This window comes from Pseudorhodoferax sp. Leaf267, from assembly GCF_001422405.1.
Lineage (GTDB): Bacteria > Pseudomonadota > Gammaproteobacteria > Burkholderiales > Burkholderiaceae_C > Pseudorhodoferax.
In genome coordinates this window covers 1,195,079-1,219,319 of sequence record NZ_LMMV01000001.1, presented here as the reverse complement: position 1 = coordinate 1,219,319, position 24,241 = coordinate 1,195,079, and the positions used below count along the sequence as shown (strand labels likewise).

Sequence of the window (24,241 nt, the reverse complement as noted above, 5' to 3'; positions counted from 1 at the left end):
GGTTAGGGGGCGGAAGGCTTCTGCCCGGCGCGCACGCCGACGAAGCGCTGCGCCAGCAGCACCAGGGCCACGCTGACCACCAGCACCAGCGTGCCGATGGCATTGATCTTGGGGCTGACCTGGCCTTGCAGCAGGTTCAGCACGCGCACGGGCAGGGTCTCGTGCAGGCCGCCGACGAACCAGGCGACCATGAACTCGTCGAAGGACACTGCGGCCGACAGGAAGAAGGACGCGACGAGCGCCGACTTGCAGAACGGCAGCACCACGCGCACCAGCGCCACGCCCGGCGGGGCGCCCAGGTTCCAGGCCGCCTGCTCCAGGTCCGGCCCCAGCTCGCCCAGGCGCAGCCGGATGATGGCCATCGAAAACGAGGTGGCGATGGCCACATGGCAGGCGATGATGGCCTCGAGCTGGCCGAACAGGCCGATGCGCGACAGGAAGGCCAGCATGGCCATGCCGAGGATGGTGGCCGGCACCGCGGGCGGGATGGCCACCAGCAGCGAGAACACCGTCTTGCCGCGAAAGCGGTAGCGGTAGTCCAGGTAGGCCGCCGCGAAGCCCAGCACGGTGGACAGCACGGCCGTGCCGCCCGCCACGATCAGCGTGTTCAGCGCGGCCTGCCGCACCATGTCGTCCGCCAGGATGGCGCGGTGCCACTGCAGGCTGAAGCCGCCGAAGGGAATGCTGGGAAACCGGTTCGTGTCGAACGAGAACACGACGATGACCAGGATGGGCGTGGCGATGAACGCGAACAGCCCGCCCAGCCAGAGGTACTGCAACACGCGTGAAATTTGTGGACTCGGGCGGGGATTCATGCGGATCTCCTCGTGCTGGCGAGCCGGCGGCCCAGCAGGAACACCAGCCCCAGCAGGGCCAGCATGCAGACGCCGATGACGGATGCCCGCGGCCATTGCGAGCCGGACTTCACGGTGTCGACAATCAGGATGGACAGCGTGGGCGGGTTGCTGCCCGTCATGAACAGCGAGCTCACGTAGTCGCCGAAGGCCAGCAGGAAGGTCGTGGACCCTGCCAGCACCAGGGCCGGCCGCACGGCGGGCAGCAGCACATGGCCGACCACCTGCAGGCGCCGGCAACCCAGATTCTCGGCCGCCTCGACCAAGGACGGGTCCACGCCGCTCAGCGCGAAGCTCAGCACCAGCACCGCGCTGGGCAGCGTCAGCGTCAGCAGGCCGACCTGCAGCGAGAAGGCGCCGCCCAGCAGCGGCAGCGCCTCGATGCCCAGCGCGCCGAGCAGGCTGTTGGCGATGCCCATGGGGCTCAGCACGATCTGCCAGGCGTAGATGCGCAGCATGTAGCTGGAAAACACGGGGATCACCAGCAGTGCGATGGCCAGGTCGCGCAGCCGTGGCTGCAGGCGCAGCGCGATGGTGTAGGCCGCGGGGAAGGCGATCAGCAGCGCCAGCACTGTCGTGGTGGCTGCTGCCTGCAAGGTGTGCAGCAGGGCCTTGTAAAAGGTCGCCGCGCCCAGGATGCGCTCCCAGTTGTCCAGCGAGAAGGCGGGCTCCAGCCGGAACGACTGCACGCGCCAGAAGGTCACGACGATGAGGAACAGCAGCGGCCCGGCGAAAAACACCAGCTGCCACGCCAGCACCGGCACCCCGAGCAGGGTGGGCAGCGTCTTGGAAAAAGGGCCGCGGGGGCGGTCCCTTCCAGGTTCCTGCACGGGCGGCACGCCCGTGAGGGTGCTTGCATCGGCCATGGCTGCGGCGTCCACGCGCGATCAGGCCGACTTGAACTGCGACCAGACCTCGTTCCACTCGTCGATGCTTTGCTTGCTCGGCAACTGGCGAAACGCGATCTTCTTGGCCTTGTACTCGTCCATGACGTTGGGGCCCTTGAGCGTCATGCGCAGGACCTCGGCCTCCTTGGGCATGGTCTGGTTCAGCAGCTTCCAGCCCGCCATGGAGGGAATGCTCTTCTTGTTGTCGGCCTTGGTGGCCATGCGCACCTGGCCTTCGGGCGAGGTCGTGTACTGGATGAACTTGCGCGCCAGGTCGCGCTTGAGGCTGCCATTGACGATGGACAGCGACTCGGTCCACTGCAGCCCGCCTTCCTGCGGAATCACGGTGTCCACGGGCACGCCGTTCTCGCGCAGGCCCAGCGTGATCCACTCGCCGATGCCCGGCACCAGCTGCGCGCGGCCGTTGGTCATGGACGAGAAGATGTCGGCGATGGTGTAGAAGCCCGAGGCGTGCGGCTTGAGCGAGAACAGCTTCTTCTTCACGGCCTCGAAGCGGGCCTTGTCTAGGTCGAAGGGCGGGCGGTTGCCCTCGGACAGGCTGATCGAGCCCATGGAGGGCAGGTACCAGTCGAACAGGCCGACCTTGCCCTTGGCCTTGGCCGTCCACATCGCGTTGTAGGACTCCAGCTCCTTGGGGCTAAAGGTCTTGCTGTTGTACGACAGGCCCAGGTAGCCGAAGTCGGTCATCACGCCGTAGAGCTTGCAGTCAAACCAGTGCAGCGGGAACTTCTGGAACTCGGGCCAAAAGTCCTTGATCTCGGCGATGTGCGGCGCGAGCTGCAACCGGCCGTCGTTGGCGGCGGATGAAGTGGAGAGAGCGGGGAGGGCGGACATGGCATCGAAATACTGGACGTTAATACAGTATCACGAACTTGGGGTGGTGTCTGCCCGGATCGCGGCAATGAGAGGCCGCCAAGGACGTCCATGGTGTGCATCGGGCGATCGCAGCGGGTGTGCAAAAGTTCCGTGCCGTTGCGTCGAGGCAGTCGAGCTGGTCATGGTTTTGCGCTGCGAAACGCGGCCCTTGGGTTGTCCCTGGGTCCCGTGGGCAACACTGTGGACAACTCGATGAACATCGCGCGGGATTGGCGCTGGGCGCGGCTTGCGACGCGATGCTCAAGAATTGGGCAGCGGCGGGAATGTGACTCGGGTCGGCGGCTACCTGCGCGGCTGGCGCGCGAATCGACGGACGCCGCTGGCCATGGGCTGCAACGGTGGTAGATGAAAGGGCGGTGCGACGATGTGCTACAGCGCTCAGATCAAAGCCGACTACACGCGCTTCGTGCGCGAGTACGGCGCCGTGCACAGCATCAAGGATTTTTTTGACCTGTTCTGGCGCCGCCTGTCCGACCCGAATATCCAGGTGCCGCGCGCTGTGGAAATCGGCGTTTGCCTCACCCGAGACCGACGAGGCGCGTGAGATCCAATCGATGATCGCGCAGCACGCGGCTGCGCACGCTGAGGACCTGCGGCTCAAGCAAGCAGCCCCGCACGAGCCGCTGGCTGTCGCAGGGGTGAAGCTTTCCAAGAAGACGACGGCGGCGGTGACGGAGAGCATGCGGATCGTGTTCAAGAAGATCGCCGCTTGCGGGAGCGCATAGACCATTCCAACGGGCCGAGCTCGATTCCTGCGCTCGCGGACGCAGGCGCATTGACGGAACTCGGCGCGTCGTTGATGTGGCCCTTGGCGGTCGTCTGGCGGTGAAAGCTGCCGAAGTTGATGTTGTGCTTTGGGCACACCGGCCGGATGATCGGGATCTCGTGGATATTGGGTCAACCTAGCCGCGTGAACTGCATGTTCAAGTACGAAACCGGCCCTGCGCCAAGGGGTCGGCCGATACGTCAATGCCCGGGACCAGATTGCTTGTGTGGAAAGCGACCGGTCGGTCTCGGTGACGTCGTTGTTCGGGGGTGCGGTTGAGCTGCATCCTGCCAATGGCGCGCACTGGCGCCAGTTCCTCGGGAATCAGCTTCGTGGAGTCCAGTAGATCGGCTGGAGCCAGTTTTTCGCGGGTTTCCAACCCGCCGCGACGGCGCACCGTCCCACAGCAGCGCGCTCGGGCGAACGCGAAGAATGCTTGACACCAAGGAGGAGCCAGCATGCCAGCCAGCCAACCCGGGTCTGCGTCGCAGAGCCCCGCATCGTTTCGACCCTCGACACACACTATCGACATCACCATCAACGGCGCCGCGCACCAGCTGCAGGTTGACGCCTGGGTCACGCTGTTGGACCTGCTGCGCGACAAGCTGCGGTTGACCGGCACCAAGAAGGGCTGCGACCACGGCCAGTGCGGCGCCTGTACGGTGCTGGTGGACGGCGAGCGTGTGCTGTCCTGCCTTTCGCTGGCCGTCATGCGTGATGGCTGCCAGGTCACGACCGTCGAGGGGCTGGCCGATGGCGATGCCCTGCATCCGCTGCAACGCGCTTTCGTCCAGCACGATGCGCTGCAGTGCGGTTACTGCACGCCTGGCCAACTGTGCTCGGCCGTGGGCCTGATCAACGAGGGCCACGCGAAGACGCTGGACGATGTGCGCGAGCTCATGAGCGGCAACCTGTGCCGCTGCGGCGCCTACGTGCAGATCGCGCAGGCGGTCGCCGAGGTTGCCCTGGGGCAGCCCGAAGCGCGCGGCGAGCGCGCCCATGCGGCGATCGTCACCGGCACGGTGCCGGCATGAACGGCTTCGACTACAGCGTCGCGGCCGACGTCGACGGCCTGCTGCAGCGGCTCGCGCCGGAGGGAGACGCAGCCCACGGCGCTTGCAAGATCATTGCGGGCGGCACCAACCTGCTGGATTTGATGAAGGAGAACCTGGTGCGCCCGCGCCAGCTCGTGGATGTGAACCGGCTGCCGCTGGCCGCGATCGAGCGGCTGTCCGATGGCGCGTTCCGCCTGGGCGCGCTGGCGCGTAACGCGGCCACGGCCTACCACGCAGAGGTGCGTGAGCAGCTGCCTTTGCTCTCCACGGCCATCCTGGCCGGTGCGTCGGCACAGATCCGCAACATGGCCAGCAATGGCGGCAACCTGCTGCAGCGCACGCGCTGCGTCTACTTTTACGACGCAGGCGTGCCCTGCAACAAGCGCGTGCCGGGTAGCGGCTGCCCCGCCATCGACGGCCTGGCGCGGCAAAACGCGATCTTGGGCGCCAGCGCGCACTGCATCGCCACGCATCCGTCGGACATGTGCGTGGCACTCGCAGCGCTCGGAGCGGTGGTGCACGTGCGCTCGACGCGTGGTGCGCGGCAGATCGCGTTCGCCGACTTCCACCGCCTGCCAGGTGACGCGCCCGACATCGACAACACACTGGCGGCGGACGAGCTGATCGAGGCCATCGTCGTCCCGCCGTCGCAGCACTATGCGGCCCACTCGGCCTACCTGAAGCTGCGCGAGCGGCTGTCGTATGCGTTCGCGCTGGTGTCGGTGGCAGCCGCGCTGGACCTGGACGATGACGGCCGCGTGCGCAGCGCCCGCATCGCGGTGGGCGGCGTGGCCCATAAGCCTTGGCGCGACCCGGCGGCCGAAGCACTGCTAGTCGGCCAGCCGGCCACAGCCGCTGCGTTCGATCGTGCGGCTGAACACCTGCTGCGCGGCGCGCAAGCCCGGGGCGTGGGGCCCGGCAGCAACGCATTCAAGATTCCGATGGCGCGCCGCGCCGTCGTGCGCGCGCTGGAGACGGCCGCGCAAGGCACCGTGACCAACACCGGGGACAACCTTTGATGAACAACACCGCAATGGATGTGCAGCCGGTCGCAGAGCCTGGCACGGGCTACGTGCAAAAGGGCGACGCGGTCGCGCGGGTGGACGGCAGGGCCAAGGTCACTGGCCAGGCCCGCTACGCAGCCGAGCACCTGTCGGACGACATGGCCTACGGTGTCGTGGTCAACAGTACGATCGCCAGGGGCTGCATCGTCGCCATGCATCTCGACGACGCACTGGCCGTGCCGGGCGTGGTGGACATCCTTACGCATGGCAATCGGCCCAGGACACGCAAGCTCGACCTGTTCTACAAGGACATGACAGCGCCCGCGGGCTCGCCGTTCAAGCCGTTCCACGGCAGCAGGATCTTCTACAGCGGCCAGCCCGTGGCGCTGGTGCTGGCCGACACGTTCGAGGCGGCACGCTACGCGGCGTCGCTGGTGACGGTCGAGTACGAGGAAGAAGCGCACGACACGCACTTGTTGAGCAACCTGGAGCGCGCCTACACACCAAGCCGGCTCAAGGCGGGCTTCACGCCGCCGCCTGCCGAAACCGGTGACGCGCAAGCCGCGTTCGACGCCGCGACCATCAAGGTCGACAGCACCTACTACGCCGGGGTCGAACACCACAACCCCATGGAGATGCATGCGACCACCGTGCTGCGCGCCGACGACGGGCACCTGACCATCTACGACAAGAGCCAGAGCTCGCAGAACAGCCGCTGGATGGTGTCGCACGTGTTCGGCCTGGCCAAGAGCAAGGTGACGGTGCGCAACCCGTTCGTTGGTGGCGCATTCGGCTCGGGCCTGCGGCCGCAATACAACCTGATCCTGGCGGTGATGGGCGCGTTGCAACTCAAGCGTTCGGTGCGCGTGGTGCTCACGCGCCAGCAGATGTTCACCTTCGGCCACCGGCCCGAGACCTGGCAGCGCGTGCGGCTTGCCGCCAGCGCCGACGGCACACTGCAATCGGTCATGCACGAGGCCATCGCCGAGACGTCCAGGCTGGAGGACTACGTCGAGGTTGTCGTCAACTGGTCAGGGCAGCTCTACAAGTGCGAGAACGTGAAGCTGGCCTACCAGGTCGTCAAGCTGGACCACTACAGCCCGATCGACATGCGCGCGCCTGGCGCCGCGCACGGCGTGCATGCGCTGGAGATCGCCATGGACGAACTGGCCTATGCGCTGGACATGGACCCGCTCGCGCTGCGGCTCAAGAACTACAGCGAGCGCGATGAGGCGCAAGACCTGCCGTACTCCACCAAGGAGCTTCGCGCCTGCTACGAGCAGGGCGCCGCGCGCTTCGGCTGGAGCCAGCGGCCCATGGCGCCGCGCAGCATGCGCGAAGGCAACGAGCTGATCGGCTGGGGCATGGCCACCGGTCAGTGGGATGCGATGCAGATGTTCGCGCGCGCCAGCGCAGTGCTGCATGCGAACGGGCGGTTGGTGGTCAGCAGTGCGGCCAGCGACATCGGTACCGGCACCTACACGGTGATGGCCCAGATCGCGGCGCATGCGATGGGCCTGCCCATGGAGCAGGTGGTGTTCCGCCTGGGCGACTCGACCTTGCCCGTTGCGCCGATCGAAGGCGGCTCTTCGCATGTGGCGACGGTGGGCTCGGCGGTGGAGGGCGTGTGCGAAAAGCTGCAGCGCACGCTGTTCGGCATGGCGCTGTCGCTGCCCGGCAAGCCATTAGACCGTGCGCGCTTTGCCGACATCCGGTTTCGCGACGGTTCAATCTGTTACGACGGCGCCGACGGCGCGGTGGCCGTACCGCTGGCCGACGTGCTAGGTGCGGCCGGCCGCGACCGCCTCGAAGAAAAATACCTGATGCTGCCCAACATCCTGAAGCAGAAGAAGTACGTGCGCGCCACGCACTCGGCGGTGTTCTGCGAGGTGCGCGTGGACGAGGACTTCGGCACCGTGCGCGTGACGCGCGTCGTCAGCGCCATTGCGGCCGGGCGCATCATGAACGCGCAACTGGCACGAAGCCAGATCCTGGGCGGCGTGGTCTGGGGCATTGGCCAGGCGCTGCACGAGGAGACGCACACCGACCACCGCTTGGGCCGCTTCATGAACCACAGCCTGGCCGAGTACCACGTGGCTGCCAATGCCGACATCCACGACATCGACGTGATCTTCGTGGACGAAGACGACCGCGTCGTGAGCCGGCTGGGGGCCAAGGGCGTGGGTGAAATCGGATTGGTAGGCGTGGCTGCTGCAGTCAGCAATGCGATCTACCACGCCACCGGGCGCCGTGTGCGCTCCACGCCGATGACACCGGACAAGGTGATGGCGCCTTCCGATGCGTGGGCTGCCGGCGACAGCGGCATGTTCATGAAAAGCTGACGCGCAGCCGATGCTCGGCTAATGGGCCGGTCGAACGGCCGTGCCGGCATGTATGCCGGCACGGCCTCTCATGCTGAGTTCACTCAGGCAGTTGCAGCGGCCATTTCTTCCATGAGCGCGTCCTTGCGCGCCTGCAGCTCATCGCGCATGGCCACCAGATCCAGGCCGCGCGCAGCACGCGCCTTGACGAAGATCTCGCCGCGCTCTTCCTTGACGTGGTGGTCGATGTACTCGCCCAGCACGATGACCTTGGCATCCCACTTCGGGTCGCTCTCATCGCCTTGCTCGATCTGGGCGATGAGGTCCTTCGCGGTCGAGTGCTCCACCTCGGCTTCGTCGAGCAGGTCGCCGGCCTTGGTGGCCGAGCGCAGGGCGGGGTAGAAGATTTCTTCCTCGATCTGCGCGTGCACGGTCAGCTCGCGGCAGATCTGGTCGGCCAGTTCACGCTTCTTCTGCACTGCGGACTTGGCCTTGGAGTTCGTGAGTTCCTCGAACTCCTTGAACATCTTCTTCACGTTGCGGTGATCGGCGTCGAGCAGCGTGCATGCATCTGGAGTTTGACGGGTGGCCATCGTGGGTTCCTCTTTGGGTTGTGGGGCCTCCAGGATGCTGCACCCCTGCACGCGGCCGCGTAGGCATCGCTCCTGCGCGCCATGGCCGATTCAGCTGCGGGCCCGTCAGTGGCGATGCCGTGACGCCGACCGATGCTTGGCTGCCGGTGCGTGCTGCAGCTGCAATCGGTCGCGCGGTCCTACGGCGTGCGGCCGGTGCAGCCGACACGGCAATGCGTGGCCGCGTTCACACACTGCAAGCCGGCGCTCATGCCCATCCCCCGTTCTCCAAGGCACCCATGACCAACAGACCCTTCCACATGCTGCGCTATGCCGCCGTGGCCGCAGCCTCTGCCGGCCTCGCGCTGGGCGCCTTTGCCCAGCAGGGCGACGGCACCGACGTGCCGATCCGCACCAATGTCTTCAAGCCCGCGAAGGTGGACCTGACGCAGGAGCGCCTGGCCGCGATCAAGGCGCCAGAGGGCTTCAGCGTCTCGGTGTTCGCCAACAGCTTGAAGAACGCGCGCATCCTGGCGGTGGCGCCTGATGGCACGGTCTACGTCAGCCGGCGCGACCAGGGCGACGTGGTGATGCTGCGCGACGAGGACGGCGATGGTCGGGCCGACAACGGCGGGCTCATCGTCGCGAGCCGGGCCGGCGCGCATGGCCTGGCGATCCGCGATGGCAGCCTATACATCGCCACCGTCAAGGAAGTCTTCAAGGCACCCATCAAGCCCGACGGCACGCTAGGCGACCTGGAGATGCTGCTCGGCGACCTGCCCGACTCGGGCCAGCACCCGAACCGCACCATCGCGTTCGGCCCCGACGGCATGCTCTACATCAGCGTGGGCTCCACCTGCAATGCGTGCAACGAGTCCAACCCCGAGAACGCCACACTGCTGCGCGCATCTCCCGACGGCAAGAGCCGCACCATCTTCGCCAGCGGGCTGCGCAACACCATCGGCTTCGGCTGGGATCCACGCACGGGCGAGCTGTGGGGTATGGACCACGGCATCGACTTCCTGGGCGACGACGTGCAGCCCGAGGAGCTCAACAGGATCGAACGCGGCAAGCAATACGGCTGGCCGCACATCTGGGGCGCAGGCGGCGTGAACCCTCAGAGCACGCCGGTCGGCGACATCAGCAAGGAGCAGTGGAAGGCGCTCAGCACGCCCATGGCGCTGGGCTACACGGCCCATGCCGCACCCATGCAGATGCTGTTCTACCCGGGCGGCGCGTTTCCGGCGCAGTACACGGGCGACGCGTTCGTCGCCATGCGCGGCTCGTGGAACCGCAACCCGGCCTCGGGCTACGAGATCGTGCGCGTGCGCTTTGCGGATGGCAAGCCGCAGAAGTTCGAGCCCTTCGTCACCGGCTTTTTGACCGACGGCGGCAAGACCCACATTGCACGGCCAGTCGGGTTGGCACTGGCCAAGGACGGCGCGCTGCTGATGTCCGACGATGCCAACGGCACGATCTACCGCGTGGCCTACCGCGGCGGCACGACCCCGGTGGCTGCCGCCACAGCGCCGGCCGGCCCCATGCAGCAGCAGGCGATGCAGGGCAGTGGCGTGCCGCTAGCCAAGGACCGCGAGGAGACGCGCACTGCGGCAACGATCACGGTCACGTCGGCCACCATCGCGCCACAGGCGGCGATACCACCCAAGCACAGCGAGTACGCCGATGGCGTGTCGCCCCAGCTGTCATGGTCCGCGGTCAGCGGCACCAGGTCGTACGCCATCGTGATGGAAGACCCGGACGCCAAGCCCGTGACGCCGTTCGTGCACTGGCTGGCGTGGAACATCCCGGCCACCGTCACGCACCTGCCCGAGGGCTTGCAGGAACAGCTGCGGCTGACCGAGCCCGACGGCGTGTTGCAAGGCGCCACCACGCGCGGCTCGCCAGGCTACTTCGGCCCGCGCCCGCCCGTGATGGACCCGCCGCACCATTACCACTTCCAGGTGTTCGCGCTCGACACCGTGCTGCAGGTGCCGCCCGGTGCCGATCGCGACCAGTTGCTGGCGGCTATGCGCGGCCACGTGCTGGCCAAGGGTGAACTCGTGGGCACATTTCAGCAGCAGGTGAAGCCGCCGAAGTGAACTCGCTTTTTTGCGATTGCCATCGACGCATGACACGGGCGCTTGCCAGCGACCGATGGGCCAAGGTGTCGACTGCGACATTTGGCTGCGTGCCTTGAGCGGGCTTCCCGCCTGAATAGCGTCATGGTTCGCAGTACACACACCTTGATCGTGGTCGGCACCGCGTTCGGCGACCGAGAAAGAATGACCAGGGCCTTTGCGCGCAAAGGTGCAGAGGTGCAGCTGCGACGTGCGATGGGCAGCAGGGATCCCCAGGCCATTGCCGTCTGGGTCCGATGCAGCCGCTTTTTTGGTTTGTGGAAGACCTGGGCTCACATTGGTTTTGTGGCACTTGACCCATCGGACCCCTGGGCTCCGAAGTTGGACTCGGGCGCCATGCGTGTCGTGCGGGCGTGGGTCCACAGCACTTATGTGCCACTGGAGCGGGAGATGCCGAAAGTTTCGGTGCGCGTGATCGTCGATTCGGACGCGCCGGACACCTTGCACAAGCCAGGGCTGTAGTGAGGTGCTTGCCGTTTTCCGTGTTCCCGAGGGCCGACGGTTAGCAGCAATTCGTTAATCCGGCCGCGCTCCTGGCAACCAGCGCGCCATCGTTGACGTCAGTGCTTCGAGCGTCAACGGTTTGGTCAGATAGTCGTCCATGCCAGCCTCGATGCACTTGGCCGCCTCTGCAGAGCCGGCGCTCGCCGTGAGCGCGACGATGGGAACCTTACCGCCTTGCTTGCGCGGCAGTTTGCGGATGGCCGCGGTTGCCTGAAAGCCGTCCAAGACCGGCATCTGACAGTCCATCAGGATCACGTCGAAAGACTGCGCAGACGCCATGTCCAGCGCGATGGCGCCGTTGGCGGCCAGAGCAGTGCGCAGCCCGAGCATGTCCAACATCGCCAGCACTACGCACTGGTTCACGGGATTGTCTTCGACCACCAGAACCGACCCACGCAATGCGGTGGAAGGCAGCTTAGGTGCACTGCGCTCTATCTCGCATTGCGGTCCCATCCCCGCACGTGCGCCCTCGACCGCATGCCGCAGGTCCGCGCGGCGCACCGGTTTGGCAAACTGGCTTGCGATTTCCAGTTCCTGAAGTTGCTGTGTCACGGTCCGCGTGTGGCCGCCGCCCAGGAGCACCAGGCGCGTGCCCGCCAACGCCGGTCGATTGCGGATCTCGAGAGCGAGTTGCAGACCATCCATGCCTGGCATGTCCGCGTCCAGCATGACCAACTCAAACGCGCGGCCGGCCAGTGCAGCTTGCTCAAGTTTCTCGAGCGCATGGGCGCCACACGCGGCACTGACTGCGGCCACGTCCATTGCCTGCAGTTGCGCGACCAGGGTCTGTCGACTGGCGGCGCTGTCATCGACCACGAGCGCGGCAAACCGTTGCCGTGGCTGCGCGATCTGGCCCTGCAACGGATCGACAGTCTCGTGCACTAGCGGCAGCAGCAGCTCGACAACGAACCGCGAGCCCAGCGTTTGGCTGCTGTCGATGTCGATGCGGCCGTCCATGAGTTCGGTCAGCCGGCGGCAAATCGCCAGCCCCAGACCCGTGCCACCGAATTGCCGGGTCGTCGAACTGTCTGCCTGCGAGAAAAGTTCGAAGATCCGGCCATGCGCTTCGGGGGCGATGCCGATCCCGGTGTCACGCACAGAGACCACGACGCGCGCACGGCAGTCGGCCTGCCGGGCAACGGTCGCGTGAAGTTCCACATGTCCGCGTTCTGTGAACTTGACGGCGTTGCCGACCAAGTTGACGAGAATCTGCCGTAGGCGAAGCGGGTCACCATGCAGCCGTGCTTCACCGTCCGCTGGCGTGAACCGGCCCAGCAATTCCAAGCCCTTGGCCTGCGCCGGGTGGGCAAACATCGCCAGCGTGTCCTCAATGACGTCGGCGAGAGTGAAGTCAACCGTCTCGAGGGTCAGATGACCCGATTCAATCTTCGACACGTCGAGGACGTCGTTGATGACGCCCAGTAGATGACGACCGGACATTTGCACCGTGTTGGCCCAACTGCGCTGCTGCGGTAGCAGGTCACTGTTCATCAGCAGCTCCGTCATGCCGAGCACCCCATTCATCGGCGTCCGAATCTCGTGGCTCATGGCGGCCAGAAATTCACTTTTCGTTTTTGCGAGGGATTCGGCGGCTTGCCGTGCGTCATCAAGGTCGCTGCGCATCGCGAACTCCTTGCGCAGCACGAACTCGCGCCACCAACCGATGCCAGCCGCCAGGATGAACAACGTGGACACGTGGTAGAGCCAGTACGCGAACTCGCTCGTGGATTGACCAAACTCCATCCACAGCGCGCTGCCGAAGGCCAGCAGGATCATCGTGCCAGACAACAGTGCGAAGCGGAACTGCACGCCCAGGATCACGAAGCAGTAGAACTGCAGGAACGTGAAGTTGAGGATGCCGACCCAGCTCTTGAGCCCTGCGCCACCTTGTCGGTCGACGAGCGACAGGATCCAGAAGAGCGCGACAGCCACCACCACGATGAAGCCAGCGACGACGGGCTGCCAATGCCGGCGGGCGGCAGGTAGAGCGGTGTATGCCAGGCCCGCCACGAGGATCGGTACGGCGACCTGCAGGCGAAGCCAGTTCGCAGCGATCGCCGGATCGGCGAAGTGGTCCACGAGGAAGTCGCCGACGATCAGCAAAAGGCCGAGAACCAGGCTTGCCTGCGCATACCGAAAGTAGAACGCGACGTAGTGCTGGATGAATCGGCGCTCGTAGGGCATCGACGCGAACGCCAGCATCAACCGCAATGGCATGCGACTGTCCATCGGATCAGTCAGCGTTCTGCTCCTGTGTGTGGCGTGGTCGGACGGTGATTTCAAACGGGGATCAACGCCAGGATCGGACGCATCGTCCGGAACAGCTCGCTGTGAAAGCATGGGGCACTTCCGCGCATTTGCACATGTGGGTGGGGCCGGGCCCGATGCACACGCTGCGCAGCGCAGTCATGTGATGCCCGGGATCATTTTTCCCGCAACGCCTCGCGCGATGGTGGAGGAACTGTGAACGCGATCTGCGATTTCGCCCGTAGGAAAGCTTTTTGGTCCTCGCTTCCTACAACCGCGCCGGACCGCGGCGTTTACAACAGGCAGCCAATCAAACGGAGCCGGTATGAACCAGACAAACACCCAGGGCCAGCGTGTCCAGGAACCCACGACAGTGACCAGTCCAGACGAGCCGACAGAGGGTGAAGGGGATGCGCAGCGTCTGAAGGAGGACATGCGTCAAGCTGTGGCCGGATCCAGCAAGAAGTTGGATGATGCAGAGGATCAGGCGCGTTCGAATGCGCAGGTGGTCCGGCCTGACCACAAGAGCAACGACGCAGGTCAGTAGTCAGCGGTGCGACGGTCCACGCGAACGACGCCATGGCCAAGGTGACCCGGCTCGCCGGGTCTGCCGCACGCAGATGAGGCTGTCACATTCACTGCGCCGAATGCGTGACGCGGTCATGGCCGTCAAGTTTCTGCGCATCTTGTTTAGGGCGGCCCTGAACTACATCCAGCATCAAAGCGCAAACCAGGCGGGCAGTGTTGCCTTCTCCATGGTTCTGTCGATGTTCCCGCTGTTGATCCTGTTGTCAGCGGCGGCAGGGTACGCGGGGCAGCCCGGGGACGCCGCTGCACTGGCTGCCCGGGTGATGGAGTACGCGCCGCAGCTGGTCCGCGACGCCGTACAGCCGGTGATCGATCAGGTGATCGCGCGTCGAAACCAGACGTTGTTGACGATCGGCCTGTTCGTCACCCTCTGGACGGCTTCATCTGGCATGCAGGCCGTTCGGACAGCTTTGAATCGGGCCTATGGCGTGGACCAGGGACTTCCCTTTTGGAAGGCACGCATCAAGGTCACGGTGTTCACGGTCGTGGTTGGCGCCTGCACGTTGGTGGCGTTCAGTTCCGTCATCGTGATGCCCTACGCGTGGCGGCTCCTGCAGACCGACGGTGCTGGTGAAGAAGCCGTGTGGCTGCGCCATAGCGTGCGGTATGGCTCTGCCTTCCTGGTGATCGTCATCCTTTACGCGATCTTGTACGGGTGGTTGCCGGATCTCCGCCAGCGTTTGCTGACCGTCGCGCCGGGAGCTCTCGTCGGCGCCACCGCTTGGACCGCGGCGGCCGCCATGCTGTCGTACACGTTCAGCACGGCCGGCAAGCTCGCCCTGCTGTACGGCGGCTTTGCCGGCGTCGTGGCAACCCTGGTGTTCCTCTACGTCAGCGCAAGCACGCTCATCTTCGGAGCCGAGATCAACGGCGCCCTGCGATCAGAACGGGACGGTGCCTGACGGAGGTCCGACACGATCCACCGCGCTGCATCGCTGGATTGCAGCCGGCATGTAGTTGCGCAGGAAGACATGGCGGGCCATCCACGTTTCGTAGACCTCGGTTGTCCCCACATTTCGCACAACCAGGAAGCCGCGGTGAAGCCCCCTGTAGTTCCTAGGCTCCTTCATGCAATGTCGTGCTGCCAGCAACGTGTAGCGCCTGTCGTAGTCGGCACTCGACATTTCGAGTGCCAACACCGTGGTGCCGTGCGGACTCTGCGATCCGCCCTTGGGCCCCACAAAGGTCTGCATCTGCTCCCAGCCCACGCAGAGGGGTTCACTGTCGAGTTCCACTGGCACCCCACGCGCCCAGATAGGCCTGTTGTTAAGCGGTCATTCTGATCGACACGTGCAACAAATTCGCGACGGATTTGTCACGAAAGAAGAACTAATCAAGGCGCGTGACCGTTGCGGTCGATCTGTGCGAAGCCTTGCTCAAGCAGATCCGGCGATGGATGCCGCCACCCACGGCTCGGATCGGGATGTCGGACTCAAACTGCCGTTGCGCGCTACAACGCTGTGGCCCATGGGCGTGACTGCCAACACAACGGCAGCGGGTTGTATGGCGTGTCCGGCCCGCGTGCGGATCAAGGCCGGTATCGCCAACTCCACAAAGCCAGCCGCCTGGTATGCCAGCACCAATTCGAACGCCGGGCCGACCGGGACACGCCTGGGCAATGGGCTCGCGGCCAGAATGCGCAAAAAGCGCAGGTCGACGACATGCTGCAGCAAGGGGAGGGCACTCATGAACTTCTGCGGTCCGAGGCGAGGTTGGCAACGTGTATTCCGACGCGCTCGCCTGTTGGCGCGAGTGTCCGGCGCGTGCGGAACGTGATGGACCAGCGCATGACCTCGGTCGGCATGACGCAATGTTGCCAGGCCCAACGTGCCTCACCTTGCATCACGTACGCCGAGCGGGGCGCAGCATCAAGGCGCAGGGCGTGCCGGTTGCTCGCAGGGGTCGGAGGGTAGGGTCGGAGGCGCAATTGCGCGGCTCCACCCAACGACACACCGGCGATGGTCTCGAAGTCCGGCACATCGCGGTGCCAGCCCAAGGGCGTGCCCGGTGCGTACTCGGCCACGAGCGCGTGCACCAACGCATCGTCTTGAACCTGTAGCCAACGCGCGACCTTGCTGCGCAATGGGTGCAGTTCGCAAGGCAGGGTCGCGGCCGGGCGGAGCACGTTGTCGTCGTAGTCGAAGCGTCCGCCGAAGCTCAAGACCTTGCGCCGGGCCGTGTACCCCTTGTAGAGCGCGGGCTGCAGTGCCATGGCGCGCACGTGCTCGATCAGGTCCAATTCCTCGGCGACGGACAGGAACTCCGTCTCGTAGTGCAGGCCGGCGATGCCTGGAGGCGCGGTATTGCCGAACAGGTCCGGCGTGGGTGGGGGCATCTGTGTCATGACATGGCCTCTGGCTGCACGGCGCGGTCGCCCAGCAGGCGCATCAAGGCACGGCCGTTGCGCTGGCCCTGGTCTTCCATGTTGTTGTTGAAGACGACATGCATGGCCGTCACGCGCTCGGCCAGGCGCACGATGTCCGGTACGAATCCGGACAGCTCTTCGTCGGAGTAGTCGTAGTTGAAGCGGTCCGATGCGGCGGTCAATCCTTTGACGTTCCAGCTCGACGTATTGCGGCCGTGCAGCCGCAGGATGGCCAGTTCGGGATTCGTGGCCTCCCACAACGCGGGAACGCTGTTGGCGAAGCCCTGCGGCCCATCGACCACCACATGGACGAGGCCCAGCTCGCGTTCCCAATCCAGCGTCGCCGCCGCGTTCTCGGGCCGAAACCAGGTCTCGTCGCGAAACTCGACGGCCAGCCGGTACCCGGCCATGCGCTGCACGCATTCCTCCACATGCAGCCGACCCGGCCGGTTGCGCTTGACCCATGGCGCGAACTGGAAGTGCACGGCTTGCAGCTTGCCCGACGCCCGCAAAGGCTCCAATGCCAGAAGGAACCGGCGCCACAGCTCGTCGACGATCTCACCCGGCAGGTCGCGGTAATAGAACACGTCGCGCCCGAATGGGGCGAGCGCCTGTTGGATGTCCTGGTGCAGCACCACCACGGGCGTTTGGTGCAGGGTAAACAGCCTGAACGCCTTGATGTTGAACACGAAGGAGGAGGGCGTACGCTCGGCCCATGCCTGCGTGCGGTCCGGCGTCGGCATCGCGTAGTAGCTCGAATCCACCTCGACCATCGGGAACTGCGTCGCGTAGTGGCGCAGTCGGGCCTCGGCCGACATGGTCTTGCGCGGGTAAAAGCGCTGGCAGTCGATCAGTGTCTTGTCGGTCCAGGACGCTGTGCCCACGAAGGTGTTTGGCATGCCCATGATGAAGCTGTATTGATATACAGTGTACTCATGTCCCCCGTCTTCGACCACACGCCAGGGCTCAAGACCCGATCCGACCCATTCGCCGATCTCAACGAGGCCCAGCGTGAAGCCGTCGAACATGGCACGTCCAACGCGCCAGATGCGCGCCCCTTGCTCGTGATCGCTGGAGCAGGCTCGGGCAAGACCAACACGCTGGCCCACCGCGTGGCACGGCTGATCCTCGATGGTGCCGATCCGCATCGGATGCTGCTGCTGACCTTCTCACGCCGCGCGGCCTCGGAGATGGAACAACGCGTGGCCGGCGTGCTGCGCCGCGTGCTCGGCATCGGTTCGGCCCATGCGCCCGTGGCACTGCCTTGGTCGGGCACCTTCCACAGCGTTGGCGCGCGCCTGCTGCGCGAGTACGCCGGACGCATCGGGTTGGAAGAAAACTTCACGATCCAGGACCGTGGCGACTCCGAGGACCTGATGGCCATCGTGCGCAACGATCTGGGCCTGTCGGCGACCAAGAACCGCTTCCCGCAAAAGGGCACCTGCGTGTCGATCTATTCGCGCGTGGTCAACACGCAGGGCAGCTTGGGTGAGGTGCTGCAGCACACGTACCCCTGGTGCAGCCAGTGGGAAGCCGAACCGCGCCGGCTCTTCGCTGGCTATGTCCAAGCCAAGCAGGAGCAGAACGTACTGGACTACGACGACCTGCTGCTGTTCTGGTCCGAGACGATGGGCGATCCTGAACTGGCTGCCGACCTCGGGGCGCGCTTCGACCACGTGCTCGTCGACGAGTACCAGGACACGAACCGTCTGCAAGCGGCCATCGTCTTGGGCCTCAAACCTCAGGGGACCGGCGTGACCGTGGTCGGCGATGACGCGCAGTCCATCTACGCGTTCCGCGGCGCGACGGTACGCAACATCCTGGACTTCCCGCACCAGTTCGGCCAGCCGGCCCGCACCGTCGCTCTGGAGCGTAACTACCGCTCCACGCAGCCCATCCTGTCCGTGTCGAACGCCGTGATCGCACAAGCCAGCGAACGCCACGCCAAGACCCTGTGGACCGACAAGCCGTCGCAGACCTTGCCGCAGTTGGTCACGGTGCCGGACGAAGCCAGCGAGGCCCGTTGGGTCGCCGACCGCGTGCTGCAGCACCGCGAGGCCGGCCTGCCGCTGACTTCGCAGGCCGCGTTATTCCGCGCGTCCTCGCACAGCGCGATGCTTGAACTGGAGCTCACGCGCCGCGGCATCCCCTTCGTGAAGTTCGGTGGGCTCAAGTTCTTGGAAGCGTCCCACGTGAAGGACATGCTGGCCGTACTGCGCTTCGCACAGAACCCGCGCGGGCGCCTCGCCGGCTTTCGTACGCTGCAGCTCATGCCGGGGATCGGCCCTGTCACCGCCACGCGTGTTTTGGATGCGATGGAGCAGGCCGCCGACCCGATGGAAGCCGTCATGGCGTTCGAGCCGCCGACCAACGCCGCGGCCGAGTGGGCTGGCTTCGTGGCGCTCTACACTGCACTGCGCAGGGGCGCATCGAGCTGGCCGGCCGAGGTCGGACTGGTCAAGGGCTGGTACCTGCCGCATCTGGAGCGTTTGCACGACGACGCAGATGCGCGGCGCGCGGACGTCGACAACCTGGAGCGCATGGCCGGCGGCTACGCGAGCCGGGAGCGCTTCCTGTCGGAGCTGACCTTGGATCCGCCCGATGCCACCAGCGACCAGGCTGGGCCGCCAGGCCGTGACGAGGACTACATGATTCTGTCCACCATCCACTCGGCCAAAGGGCAAGAGTGGAAGGCTGTGTTCGTGTTGCGCGCGGTCGACGGCTGCATCCCTTCGGACATGGCCACAGGCAACAGCGCGGAGATCGACGAAGAACGGCGGCTGCTGTACGTGGCCCTGACCCGCGCCCGCGACCATCTGCACGTGATGGTGCCGCATCGCTTCTACGTCACGCAGCAGGGGGCGATGGGCGACCGGCATGTGTACGCGGCGCGGACGCGGTTCATTCCGGAGGCGATGGTGGGTCAGTTCGAGTGCGTGCAGTGGCCTGTGGCCACCAGTGCAGCGAGCCCAGCAGCGGGCCGGCAAGCCGTGGTGATGCAGGTCAGGGACCGCGCGCGTTCGGCCTGGCGCTAGCCTGGTCTCCACCCATCGGGTGTGCCTCTCGTCCTACATTGCAGTGTGCTCGACGCGCCATGCAGGCGTTGATCTGCCTGCCTACGCTGTGTGCTGCCCAAAGCAGGAGATGCACATGGTCACCGCACGCTCGATCGCCTCACTGACCCTCGGCTTCGGCCTGGTCAACATCCCGGTGCGGTTGTACTCGGCGACCGATTCCGGCTCATCGGTCCGCTTCAACCTGCTGGCCAAAGATGGCTCGCGCCTGAAGCAGCAGTACATCTCGGAAAAGACGCGCAAGGTCGTACCGCGTGCGGAAATGGTCAAGGGCTACGAGGTGGAAAAGGACCATTTCGTGTTGTTCAGCCAGGAGGAGCTCAAGGCCTTGGAGGAGGCGAGCAGCCACGTCATCGAGATCGTGGCTTTCATCCCCGAGCAGGCGGTTGACCCGCTGTACTACGACAATGCCTACCTGCTGGCACCGGACAAGCGCGGCGGCAAGCCCTACCACCTGCTCATGGCCGCCATGCAGAAGAGCGGCCGCTGCGCGCTTGCCAAATGGGCCTGGAAGGCGAAGCAGTATGTGGTGCAGGTGCGAGCGACAGACGATGGTCTAGTGCTTCAGCAGTTGCTGTACGCGGACGAGGTGCGCTCGCTCAAGAACCTGGACATCGAGCCCGTGAGCGTGTCGGCCAGCGAATTGCAGTTGGCCCTGCAGCTGATCGACCAGATCGCCGAGGACCACTACGACCCGTCGCAGTACAAGGATGAAGAGAAGGAGCGAGTCCTCGCGGCGATCGACGAGAAGATCGCCGGCAAACAGGTCATCGCGTCCGCCCATCCAGAGGATGCCGTGGCTGGCGGCGGACAGGTCATCGATCTCATGCAGGCGCTGCAGGCCAGCCTGGGCAAGCGCAAGCCTGATGCGAAGGCGCCTGCCAAGCCTGGCACCACGGTGACGGCGATGGCCGATGCCAAAGAGCGCAAGGGCGTCAAACGCGCATCCAAGGTGGCCGCCCCAGCGCCGGTTGCCGCGCCGCGCGGTCGCGCGCGCAAATGAATGCAGCCGCGGGGCCAGGCATGTGGTCGCTGCGACGCGTGCAGGCAACGTTGGGGCTATCACGCCGGGTGGTGCAAGGGCTCATCGCCGAGCACGTCGTGCAGCCGGAGAGAGGTCCGCGCAACCAGATGCGCTTCACGTTCCAGGATCTGGTGCTGCTGCGCACGGCATTCGGACTGCAGCACGCCAAGGTGCCTCCGCGCCGCATTCTGCAGGCGCTTGCCAAGCTGCGCGCAGACCTGCCGCCTTCGCTTCCGCTCAGCGGCCTGCGCATCACGGCCGAAGGTGCAGATGTCGTGGTGCGCGGCGCCGATGGTCCTCGCGAGGCGATCTCTGGCCAGTTGGTTCTCGACTTCGAAGTGCTTGCACGGGAGGAGGGCAGCCTGACGCTGTTGAATGTTGGCGAAGCGGGCCCGTCGGTCGGCAAGGCTTCCGACACGACGCGATTGGCCGAGGCGCATTTCCAGCGTGCCGAGGCGTTGGAGGACACCGATCGCGCAGCCTCACTTGAAGCCTATCGGCAGGCCTTGGCGTTGAACCCTGCGCACCCTTGCGCGTCCGTCAACCTGGGGGCGTTGTTGTGCGAGGACGGTTCGTGCGAGGAGGCCGTCGCGGTGTTCGAGTCGGCGCTACGACATGGGGTGGCCGATGCCTTGCTGCACTTCAACCACGCTGTCGCACTGGAGGATGTCGGCCAGTACGAGGCGGCGCAGGCCAGTTACGAGGTTGCATTGACGCTCGATCCGCAGCTTGCCGATGCCCATTTCAACCTCGCACGGCTGCTGAGTGTGCAAGGCGACTTGCAGGGCGCTGTGCGCCATTGGAACGCCTACCGTCGGCTGCAATCCCAATTGATCGTTTGATCATCGATCAAGATCGCCCTCGGCTCGCAGGAGCCGATGGCCGCTGTGCGCCCATTGCAGTCGGTCGTCTTGAGAAGCTGAGCGCTGCACTAGAAGCAATCAGATCTCCATCCGCTCTGAGATCTCCGGGGCGTCATTGACCTCGATGCCCAGGTATCTCACGGAGGACCCTAGTGTCGAGTGCCCATGCAAAACTGCCCCGCATGCAGGTTCTTTGTTCGACAGTCAATCGGCGTCGCCTTAGTTCTACGTATTGGATGAGAGCCAAAGTCCGTGGATCCAGGCACAGGGCGGTTTCAAACTTGAAGTGCAACGCCGGCAATGAGATCCGCAGTGAGTTGTGAGAACACTTCATGCGGGGAGTGRAAGTTGAGGATTTTGCGCGGACGGTGGTTGAGCATGTGCTCGATGGCGGTGAGCTGCTGATGGCTCACCTGACTGAGGTCCATGCCCTTGGGCAGGAACTCGCGCACCAGGCCGTTGGCGTTCTCGTTGGAGCCGCGCTGCCAGGGGCTGTGCGGGTCGCAGAAKTAGATGTCCATGTTCAACTGAGCACTGAGCGTTTCGTGCAGCGCCATCTCCGAGCCCTGGTCGTACGTCATGGTCTTGCGCAGGCTCTCAGGGATGCTCTTGAGGCGGCGCTTGAAGCCCTCCARCACGTCCTGCGCGGTGTTGCCATCGAGCTTGACCAGCATGGTGTAGCGGCTCAGGCGTTCGACCAGCGTGCCCACCGTCATGGTCTTGCGCAGGCTCTCAGGGATGCTCTTGAGGCGGCGCTTGAAGCCCTCCARCACGTCCTGCGCGGTGTTGCCATCGAGCTTGACCAGCATGGTGTAGCGGCTCAGGCGTTCGACCAGCGTGCCCACCGAGGAGCGGTTCATGGCSCCCTTGATCAGRTCGCCCTCCCAGTGMCCGGGCACGATRCGCGCGGCYACCTCKGGCGGTCGCAGGCTGATGTTGGTCATGTTGGGCAGGCCCCCCTTGCGGGCRGTGCCGCGGGCGCGTGGCAGGCGGGCCTTGTGGCTCTTGCGCAGCAGGCCGACCAGCTCAGTGCGCAGGGTATTGCGCGGCATCGCATAGATGGCGCAGTAGATCGTCTCGTGCGAGATCGACATGGGTGGCTCGGGCAGCGCAAGCCCGGCCTGGATCGCTGCCTTGTTCATGCGCGGTTGGCTTGCAGCAAGGCCTGGATCGACATCCGATCAGCTGCTGTGACGTGCGAGTAGTGAGTTCCCATTTGGGCGGCACCTTACAGGTTGCGCCGTGTCGCACTTCAAACTTGAGGCCACCCTACCCTTTGGCAGGCAATGCTGCCTGTCGCAGGCTGAAGCGTGCCGGGCCGCCATCGCTGGGCACCAGCTGCCAGCTGCGGTCGTGGAACGCGGCCACGGCCGGACGGTGCGCGATCGACAGCAGCGCGCCGCCCGCGCCCTGCACCTGGGCCACCAGCTTGCCGTAGACCGTCTGCTCGGCTGCCGGGTCCAGCGCGCTGGTGGCCTCGTCCGCGAAGATCCAGCGCGGTTTCTTGAGCAGCACGCGCGCGATGGCCAGGCGCTGCTGCTCGCCGCCCGAGAGCTTCTGGCTCCAGGCGTCGGGCCGGTCCAGGCTGTCCTGCAGCTGCGGCAGCAGCGCATCGCGCAAGGCGGCGCGCAGGTCCTCGTCGCGGTAGTCGCTGGCGGGCTTGGGATAGGCCAGCGCATCGCGCAGCGGACCGTCCGGGAAGTAGGGCCGCTGCGGGATGAACATGGCGTCCGCCGGCTGCGTGACGCTGCCGCTGGCATAGGGCCAGATGCCGGCGATCGCGCGCAGCAGCGTGGACTTGCCGCTGCCCGATGGGCCTTGCACCAGCACGCGTTCGCCGGGCTGCATGTTGAGGTCCAGGCCGCTCAGCAGCTGCGTGCCATCGGGCAGGGCCAGCGCCAGATCCTGCGTGGCGAGCGCGCCCTCGGCCTGCGTGTGGCGGCTGTGGACGCTGTTCACCTCGTCGCGATGCGCGGCCAGGCTGGCCTCGAAGCTGGTGAGCCGGTCGGTCGTGGCACGCCACACGGCCAGCTGCTGGTAGTTGTCGACGAACCAGGCCAGCGAGTCCTGCACGCGGCCGAAGGCCGTGGAGATCTGCATCAGCTCGCCCAGCTGGATCGCGCCGCTGAAGAAGCGCGGCGCGGAGATGACGAACGGGAAGATCACCGCGGCCTGCCCGAAGAAGCTGCTGAACCAGATCAGGCGCTTCTGCGCGCGGATCAGGTCCAGGTAGTTGGCCAGCACGCGCGAGAAGCGCAGGTCCAGCTGCTGGCGTTCCACGGGCTCGCCGCGGTCCAGCGCGATGGCCTCGCTGTACTCGCGCACGCGCACCATGTGGTGCCGAAAGTCCGCCTCCAGCCGCTGCTGCTGGAAGTTCAGGCCGATCTGCGGCTTGCCGATCACATGCGTGATCCAGCTGCCGGCCACGCAGTACAGCACCGCCATCCACACCATGAAGCCCGGCACCTCGACAGGGCGCCCGCCCAGCTCGAACGCGAACGCGCCCGACAGGCTCCACAGGATGCCCACGAAGCTCACCAACGTGACCGCGGCGTTGAACGCACCCATGGTCAGGGACACGGTGTAGGTGGTGAACAGGTTCAGGTCTTCCTGGATGCGCTGGTCCGGGTTGTCGGGCACGGTGCCGTCGGCCGCCTGGCCATAGCGCGCCAGTTCCAACCGGTAGAACGCATGGCCTGCCAGCCAGCGCTGCAGGTACTGCGTGGTCATCCAGGTGCGCCAGCGCACCTCCAGCAGCTGCGTCAGGTAGAAGCGGTAGACCGCCAGCACGATCAGGCCAAAGGCAATCAGCGTGAAGCGCTGCAGCTGCTGCCAGAACACCGCCTGGTTCTTCTCCTGCAGCGCGTCGTAGAACACGCGGTACCAGTCGTTGTACTGCACCAGCAGCCACACGCCGCCAAGGTTCAGCGCAATGATCGCGGCGAGCAGGCCGCGCGCACGCCATTTCTCCTCGGACTGGAAGTAAGGCAGCGACAGTGCCCAGATCTTGCGGGCCTGCCGGCCCGTCAGTTGGAGTCGTTCTTGCAGCTTCATCGTGGCGCTGTCGAAAGTCGTGGTGCGA

General features: G+C 65.6%; 23 protein-coding genes and 1 pseudogene. 12 read left to right on the top strand and 12 right to left on the bottom strand.

Going from position 1 to position 24,241, the window contains the following annotated elements; genetic code table 11:
- Positions 1-2 precede the first annotated feature (2 nt).
- Genes ASF43_RS05400 through ASF43_RS05390 form a run of 3 tightly spaced genes read right to left on the bottom strand, consistent with a single transcriptional unit; the run spans position 3 to position 2,596 of the window.
- Positions 3-815, bottom strand: coding sequence for an ABC transporter permease (locus ASF43_RS05400; protein WP_056177436.1), 813 nt, complete (start codon positions 813-815; stop codon positions 3-5).
- On the bottom strand, positions 812-1,720 hold the full coding sequence (locus ASF43_RS05395; protein ID WP_156373137.1) for an ABC transporter permease: 909 nt from the start codon (positions 1,718-1,720) through the stop codon (positions 812-814). Before ASF43_RS05395 ends, ASF43_RS05400 begins: the two co-directional genes overlap by 4 nt.
- A gap of 21 nt (positions 1,721-1,741) precedes the next feature.
- Positions 1,742-2,596, bottom strand: coding sequence for a PotD/PotF family extracellular solute-binding protein (locus ASF43_RS05390; RefSeq protein WP_082497604.1), 855 nt, complete (start codon positions 2,594-2,596; stop codon positions 1,742-1,744).
- A gap of 406 nt (positions 2,597-3,002) precedes the next feature.
- Between ASF43_RS05390 and ASF43_RS05385 the strand changes: the two genes are divergently transcribed.
- Together ASF43_RS05385 and ASF43_RS30400 are read left to right on the top strand one after the other, a co-directional pair.
- Positions 3,003-3,182: a hypothetical protein gene (locus ASF43_RS05385; protein WP_056177430.1), complete on the top strand. Its 180-nt coding sequence runs from the start codon at positions 3,003-3,005 to the stop codon at positions 3,180-3,182.
- 10 nt (positions 3,183-3,192) lie between these two features.
- Positions 3,193-3,363, top strand: a complete 171-nt coding sequence (locus tag ASF43_RS30400; protein ID WP_156373136.1) for a hypothetical protein — start codon at positions 3,193-3,195, stop codon at positions 3,361-3,363.
- Between the two features lie 198 nt (positions 3,364-3,561).
- Here ASF43_RS30400 and ASF43_RS29640 read toward each other — a convergent pair whose 3' ends face one another.
- Entirely contained in the window at positions 3,562-3,864 is a 303-nt protein-coding gene (locus tag ASF43_RS29640; protein WP_235578123.1) for a catalase, read from the bottom strand.
- Between ASF43_RS29640 and ASF43_RS05380 the strand changes: the two genes are divergently transcribed.
- The 3 genes from ASF43_RS05380 to ASF43_RS05370 are packed head-to-tail and all read left to right on the top strand — an operon-like array spanning position 3,863 to position 7,805.
- Positions 3,863-4,438: a (2Fe-2S)-binding protein gene (locus ASF43_RS05380; RefSeq protein WP_056177428.1), complete on the top strand. Its 576-nt coding sequence runs from the start codon at positions 3,863-3,865 to the stop codon at positions 4,436-4,438. The genes ASF43_RS29640 and ASF43_RS05380 overlap by 2 nt on opposite strands.
- Positions 4,435-5,478, top strand: coding sequence for a xanthine dehydrogenase family protein subunit M (locus ASF43_RS05375; RefSeq protein WP_056177426.1), 1,044 nt, complete (start codon positions 4,435-4,437; stop codon positions 5,476-5,478). The genes ASF43_RS05380 and ASF43_RS05375 overlap by 4 nt, the downstream gene beginning before the upstream one ends.
- The gene (locus tag ASF43_RS05370; protein ID WP_056177424.1) at positions 5,478-7,805 is read left to right on the top strand and encodes a xanthine dehydrogenase family protein molybdopterin-binding subunit; all 2,328 of its coding nucleotides are present in this window, start codon (positions 5,478-5,480) and stop codon (positions 7,803-7,805) included. The genes ASF43_RS05375 and ASF43_RS05370 overlap by 1 nt, the downstream gene beginning before the upstream one ends.
- An 83-nt stretch (positions 7,806-7,888) precedes the next feature.
- On the opposite strand, the gene ASF43_RS05365 is transcribed toward ASF43_RS05370, so the two are convergent.
- Positions 7,889-8,377: a hemerythrin domain-containing protein gene (locus ASF43_RS05365; protein WP_056177422.1), complete on the bottom strand. Its 489-nt coding sequence runs from the start codon at positions 8,375-8,377 to the stop codon at positions 7,889-7,891.
- Between the two features lie 278 nt (positions 8,378-8,655).
- On the opposite strand from ASF43_RS05365, the gene ASF43_RS05360 reads away from it, so the two are divergent.
- Together ASF43_RS05360 and ASF43_RS05355 are read left to right on the top strand one after the other, a co-directional pair.
- On the top strand, positions 8,656-10,455 hold the full coding sequence (locus ASF43_RS05360) for a YbhB/YbcL family Raf kinase inhibitor-like protein (RefSeq protein WP_235578122.1): 1,800 nt from the start codon (positions 8,656-8,658) through the stop codon (positions 10,453-10,455).
- Between the two features lie 144 nt (positions 10,456-10,599).
- On the top strand, positions 10,600-10,956 hold the full coding sequence (locus ASF43_RS05355) for a hypothetical protein (RefSeq protein WP_156373135.1): 357 nt from the start codon (positions 10,600-10,602) through the stop codon (positions 10,954-10,956).
- Positions 10,957-11,010: 54 nt separating this feature from the next.
- On the opposite strand, the gene ASF43_RS05350 is transcribed toward ASF43_RS05355, so the two are convergent.
- Positions 11,011-13,227 (bottom strand): response regulator, encoded by a 2,217-nt coding sequence (locus ASF43_RS05350; protein ID WP_162241759.1) that lies wholly within the window; start codon positions 13,225-13,227, stop codon positions 11,011-11,013.
- A 343-nt stretch (positions 13,228-13,570) separates the two neighbouring features.
- On the opposite strand from ASF43_RS05350, the gene ASF43_RS31160 reads away from it, so the two are divergent.
- Together ASF43_RS31160 and ASF43_RS05345 are read left to right on the top strand one after the other, a co-directional pair.
- On the top strand, positions 13,571-13,792 hold the full coding sequence (locus tag ASF43_RS31160) for a hypothetical protein (protein WP_162241758.1): 222 nt from the start codon (positions 13,571-13,573) through the stop codon (positions 13,790-13,792).
- A 100-nt stretch (positions 13,793-13,892) separates the two neighbouring features.
- Entirely contained in the window at positions 13,893-14,735 is an 843-nt protein-coding gene (locus tag ASF43_RS05345; protein WP_056177414.1) for a YihY/virulence factor BrkB family protein, read from the top strand.
- A 474-nt stretch (positions 14,736-15,209) separates the two neighbouring features.
- Here the strand turns inward: ASF43_RS05345 and ASF43_RS30395 are convergent, their stop codons facing one another.
- Genes ASF43_RS30395 through ASF43_RS05335 form a run of 3 tightly spaced genes read right to left on the bottom strand, consistent with a single transcriptional unit; the run spans position 15,210 to position 17,103 of the window.
- Complete coding sequence (locus ASF43_RS30395) at positions 15,210-15,521, bottom strand: hypothetical protein (protein ID WP_156373134.1); 312 nt, start codon at positions 15,519-15,521, stop codon at positions 15,210-15,212.
- Complete coding sequence (locus ASF43_RS05340; protein ID WP_056177411.1) at positions 15,518-16,177, bottom strand: alpha-ketoglutarate-dependent dioxygenase AlkB; 660 nt, start codon at positions 16,175-16,177, stop codon at positions 15,518-15,520. Before ASF43_RS05340 ends, ASF43_RS30395 begins: the two co-directional genes overlap by 4 nt.
- The gene (locus tag ASF43_RS05335; protein ID WP_369803217.1) at positions 16,174-17,103 is read right to left on the bottom strand and encodes a DUF72 domain-containing protein; all 930 of its coding nucleotides are present in this window, start codon (positions 17,101-17,103) and stop codon (positions 16,174-16,176) included. Before ASF43_RS05335 ends, ASF43_RS05340 begins: the two co-directional genes overlap by 4 nt.
- Before the next feature lie 30 nt (positions 17,104-17,133).
- On the opposite strand from ASF43_RS05335, the gene ASF43_RS05330 reads away from it, so the two are divergent.
- From ASF43_RS05330 to ASF43_RS05320, 3 genes are all read left to right on the top strand, one after another.
- Positions 17,134-19,233, top strand: coding sequence for an ATP-dependent helicase (locus tag ASF43_RS05330; protein ID WP_056177409.1), 2,100 nt, complete (start codon positions 17,134-17,136; stop codon positions 19,231-19,233).
- A 115-nt stretch (positions 19,234-19,348) separates the two neighbouring features.
- Positions 19,349-20,275, top strand: a complete 927-nt coding sequence (locus ASF43_RS05325; protein WP_056178147.1) for a Ku protein — start codon at positions 19,349-19,351, stop codon at positions 20,273-20,275.
- Positions 20,272-21,138 carry a tetratricopeptide repeat protein gene (locus ASF43_RS05320; protein ID WP_056177407.1) on the top strand — a complete coding sequence of 289 codons (867 nt, stop codon included), beginning with the start codon at positions 20,272-20,274 and terminating at the stop codon, positions 21,136-21,138. Before ASF43_RS05325 ends, ASF43_RS05320 begins: the two co-directional genes overlap by 4 nt.
- Before the next feature lie 99 nt (positions 21,139-21,237).
- Here ASF43_RS05320 and ASF43_RS31560 read toward each other — a convergent pair.
- The 3 genes and pseudogenes from ASF43_RS31560 to ASF43_RS05310 all read right to left on the bottom strand — a co-directional run.
- Positions 21,238-21,398, bottom strand: a pseudogene (locus ASF43_RS31560) (integrase); the annotation flags it as partial.
- Between the two features lie 36 nt (positions 21,399-21,434).
- A complete protein-coding gene (locus tag ASF43_RS05315; RefSeq protein WP_056177405.1) occupies positions 21,435-22,301 on the bottom strand; it encodes an IS30 family transposase in 867 nt (288 codons plus the stop codon).
- 127 nt (positions 22,302-22,428) lie between these two features.
- Positions 22,429-24,213, bottom strand: coding sequence for an ABC transporter ATP-binding protein/permease (locus tag ASF43_RS05310; RefSeq protein WP_056177403.1), 1,785 nt, complete (start codon positions 24,211-24,213; stop codon positions 22,429-22,431).
- Positions 24,214-24,241: the final 28 nt, after the last annotated feature.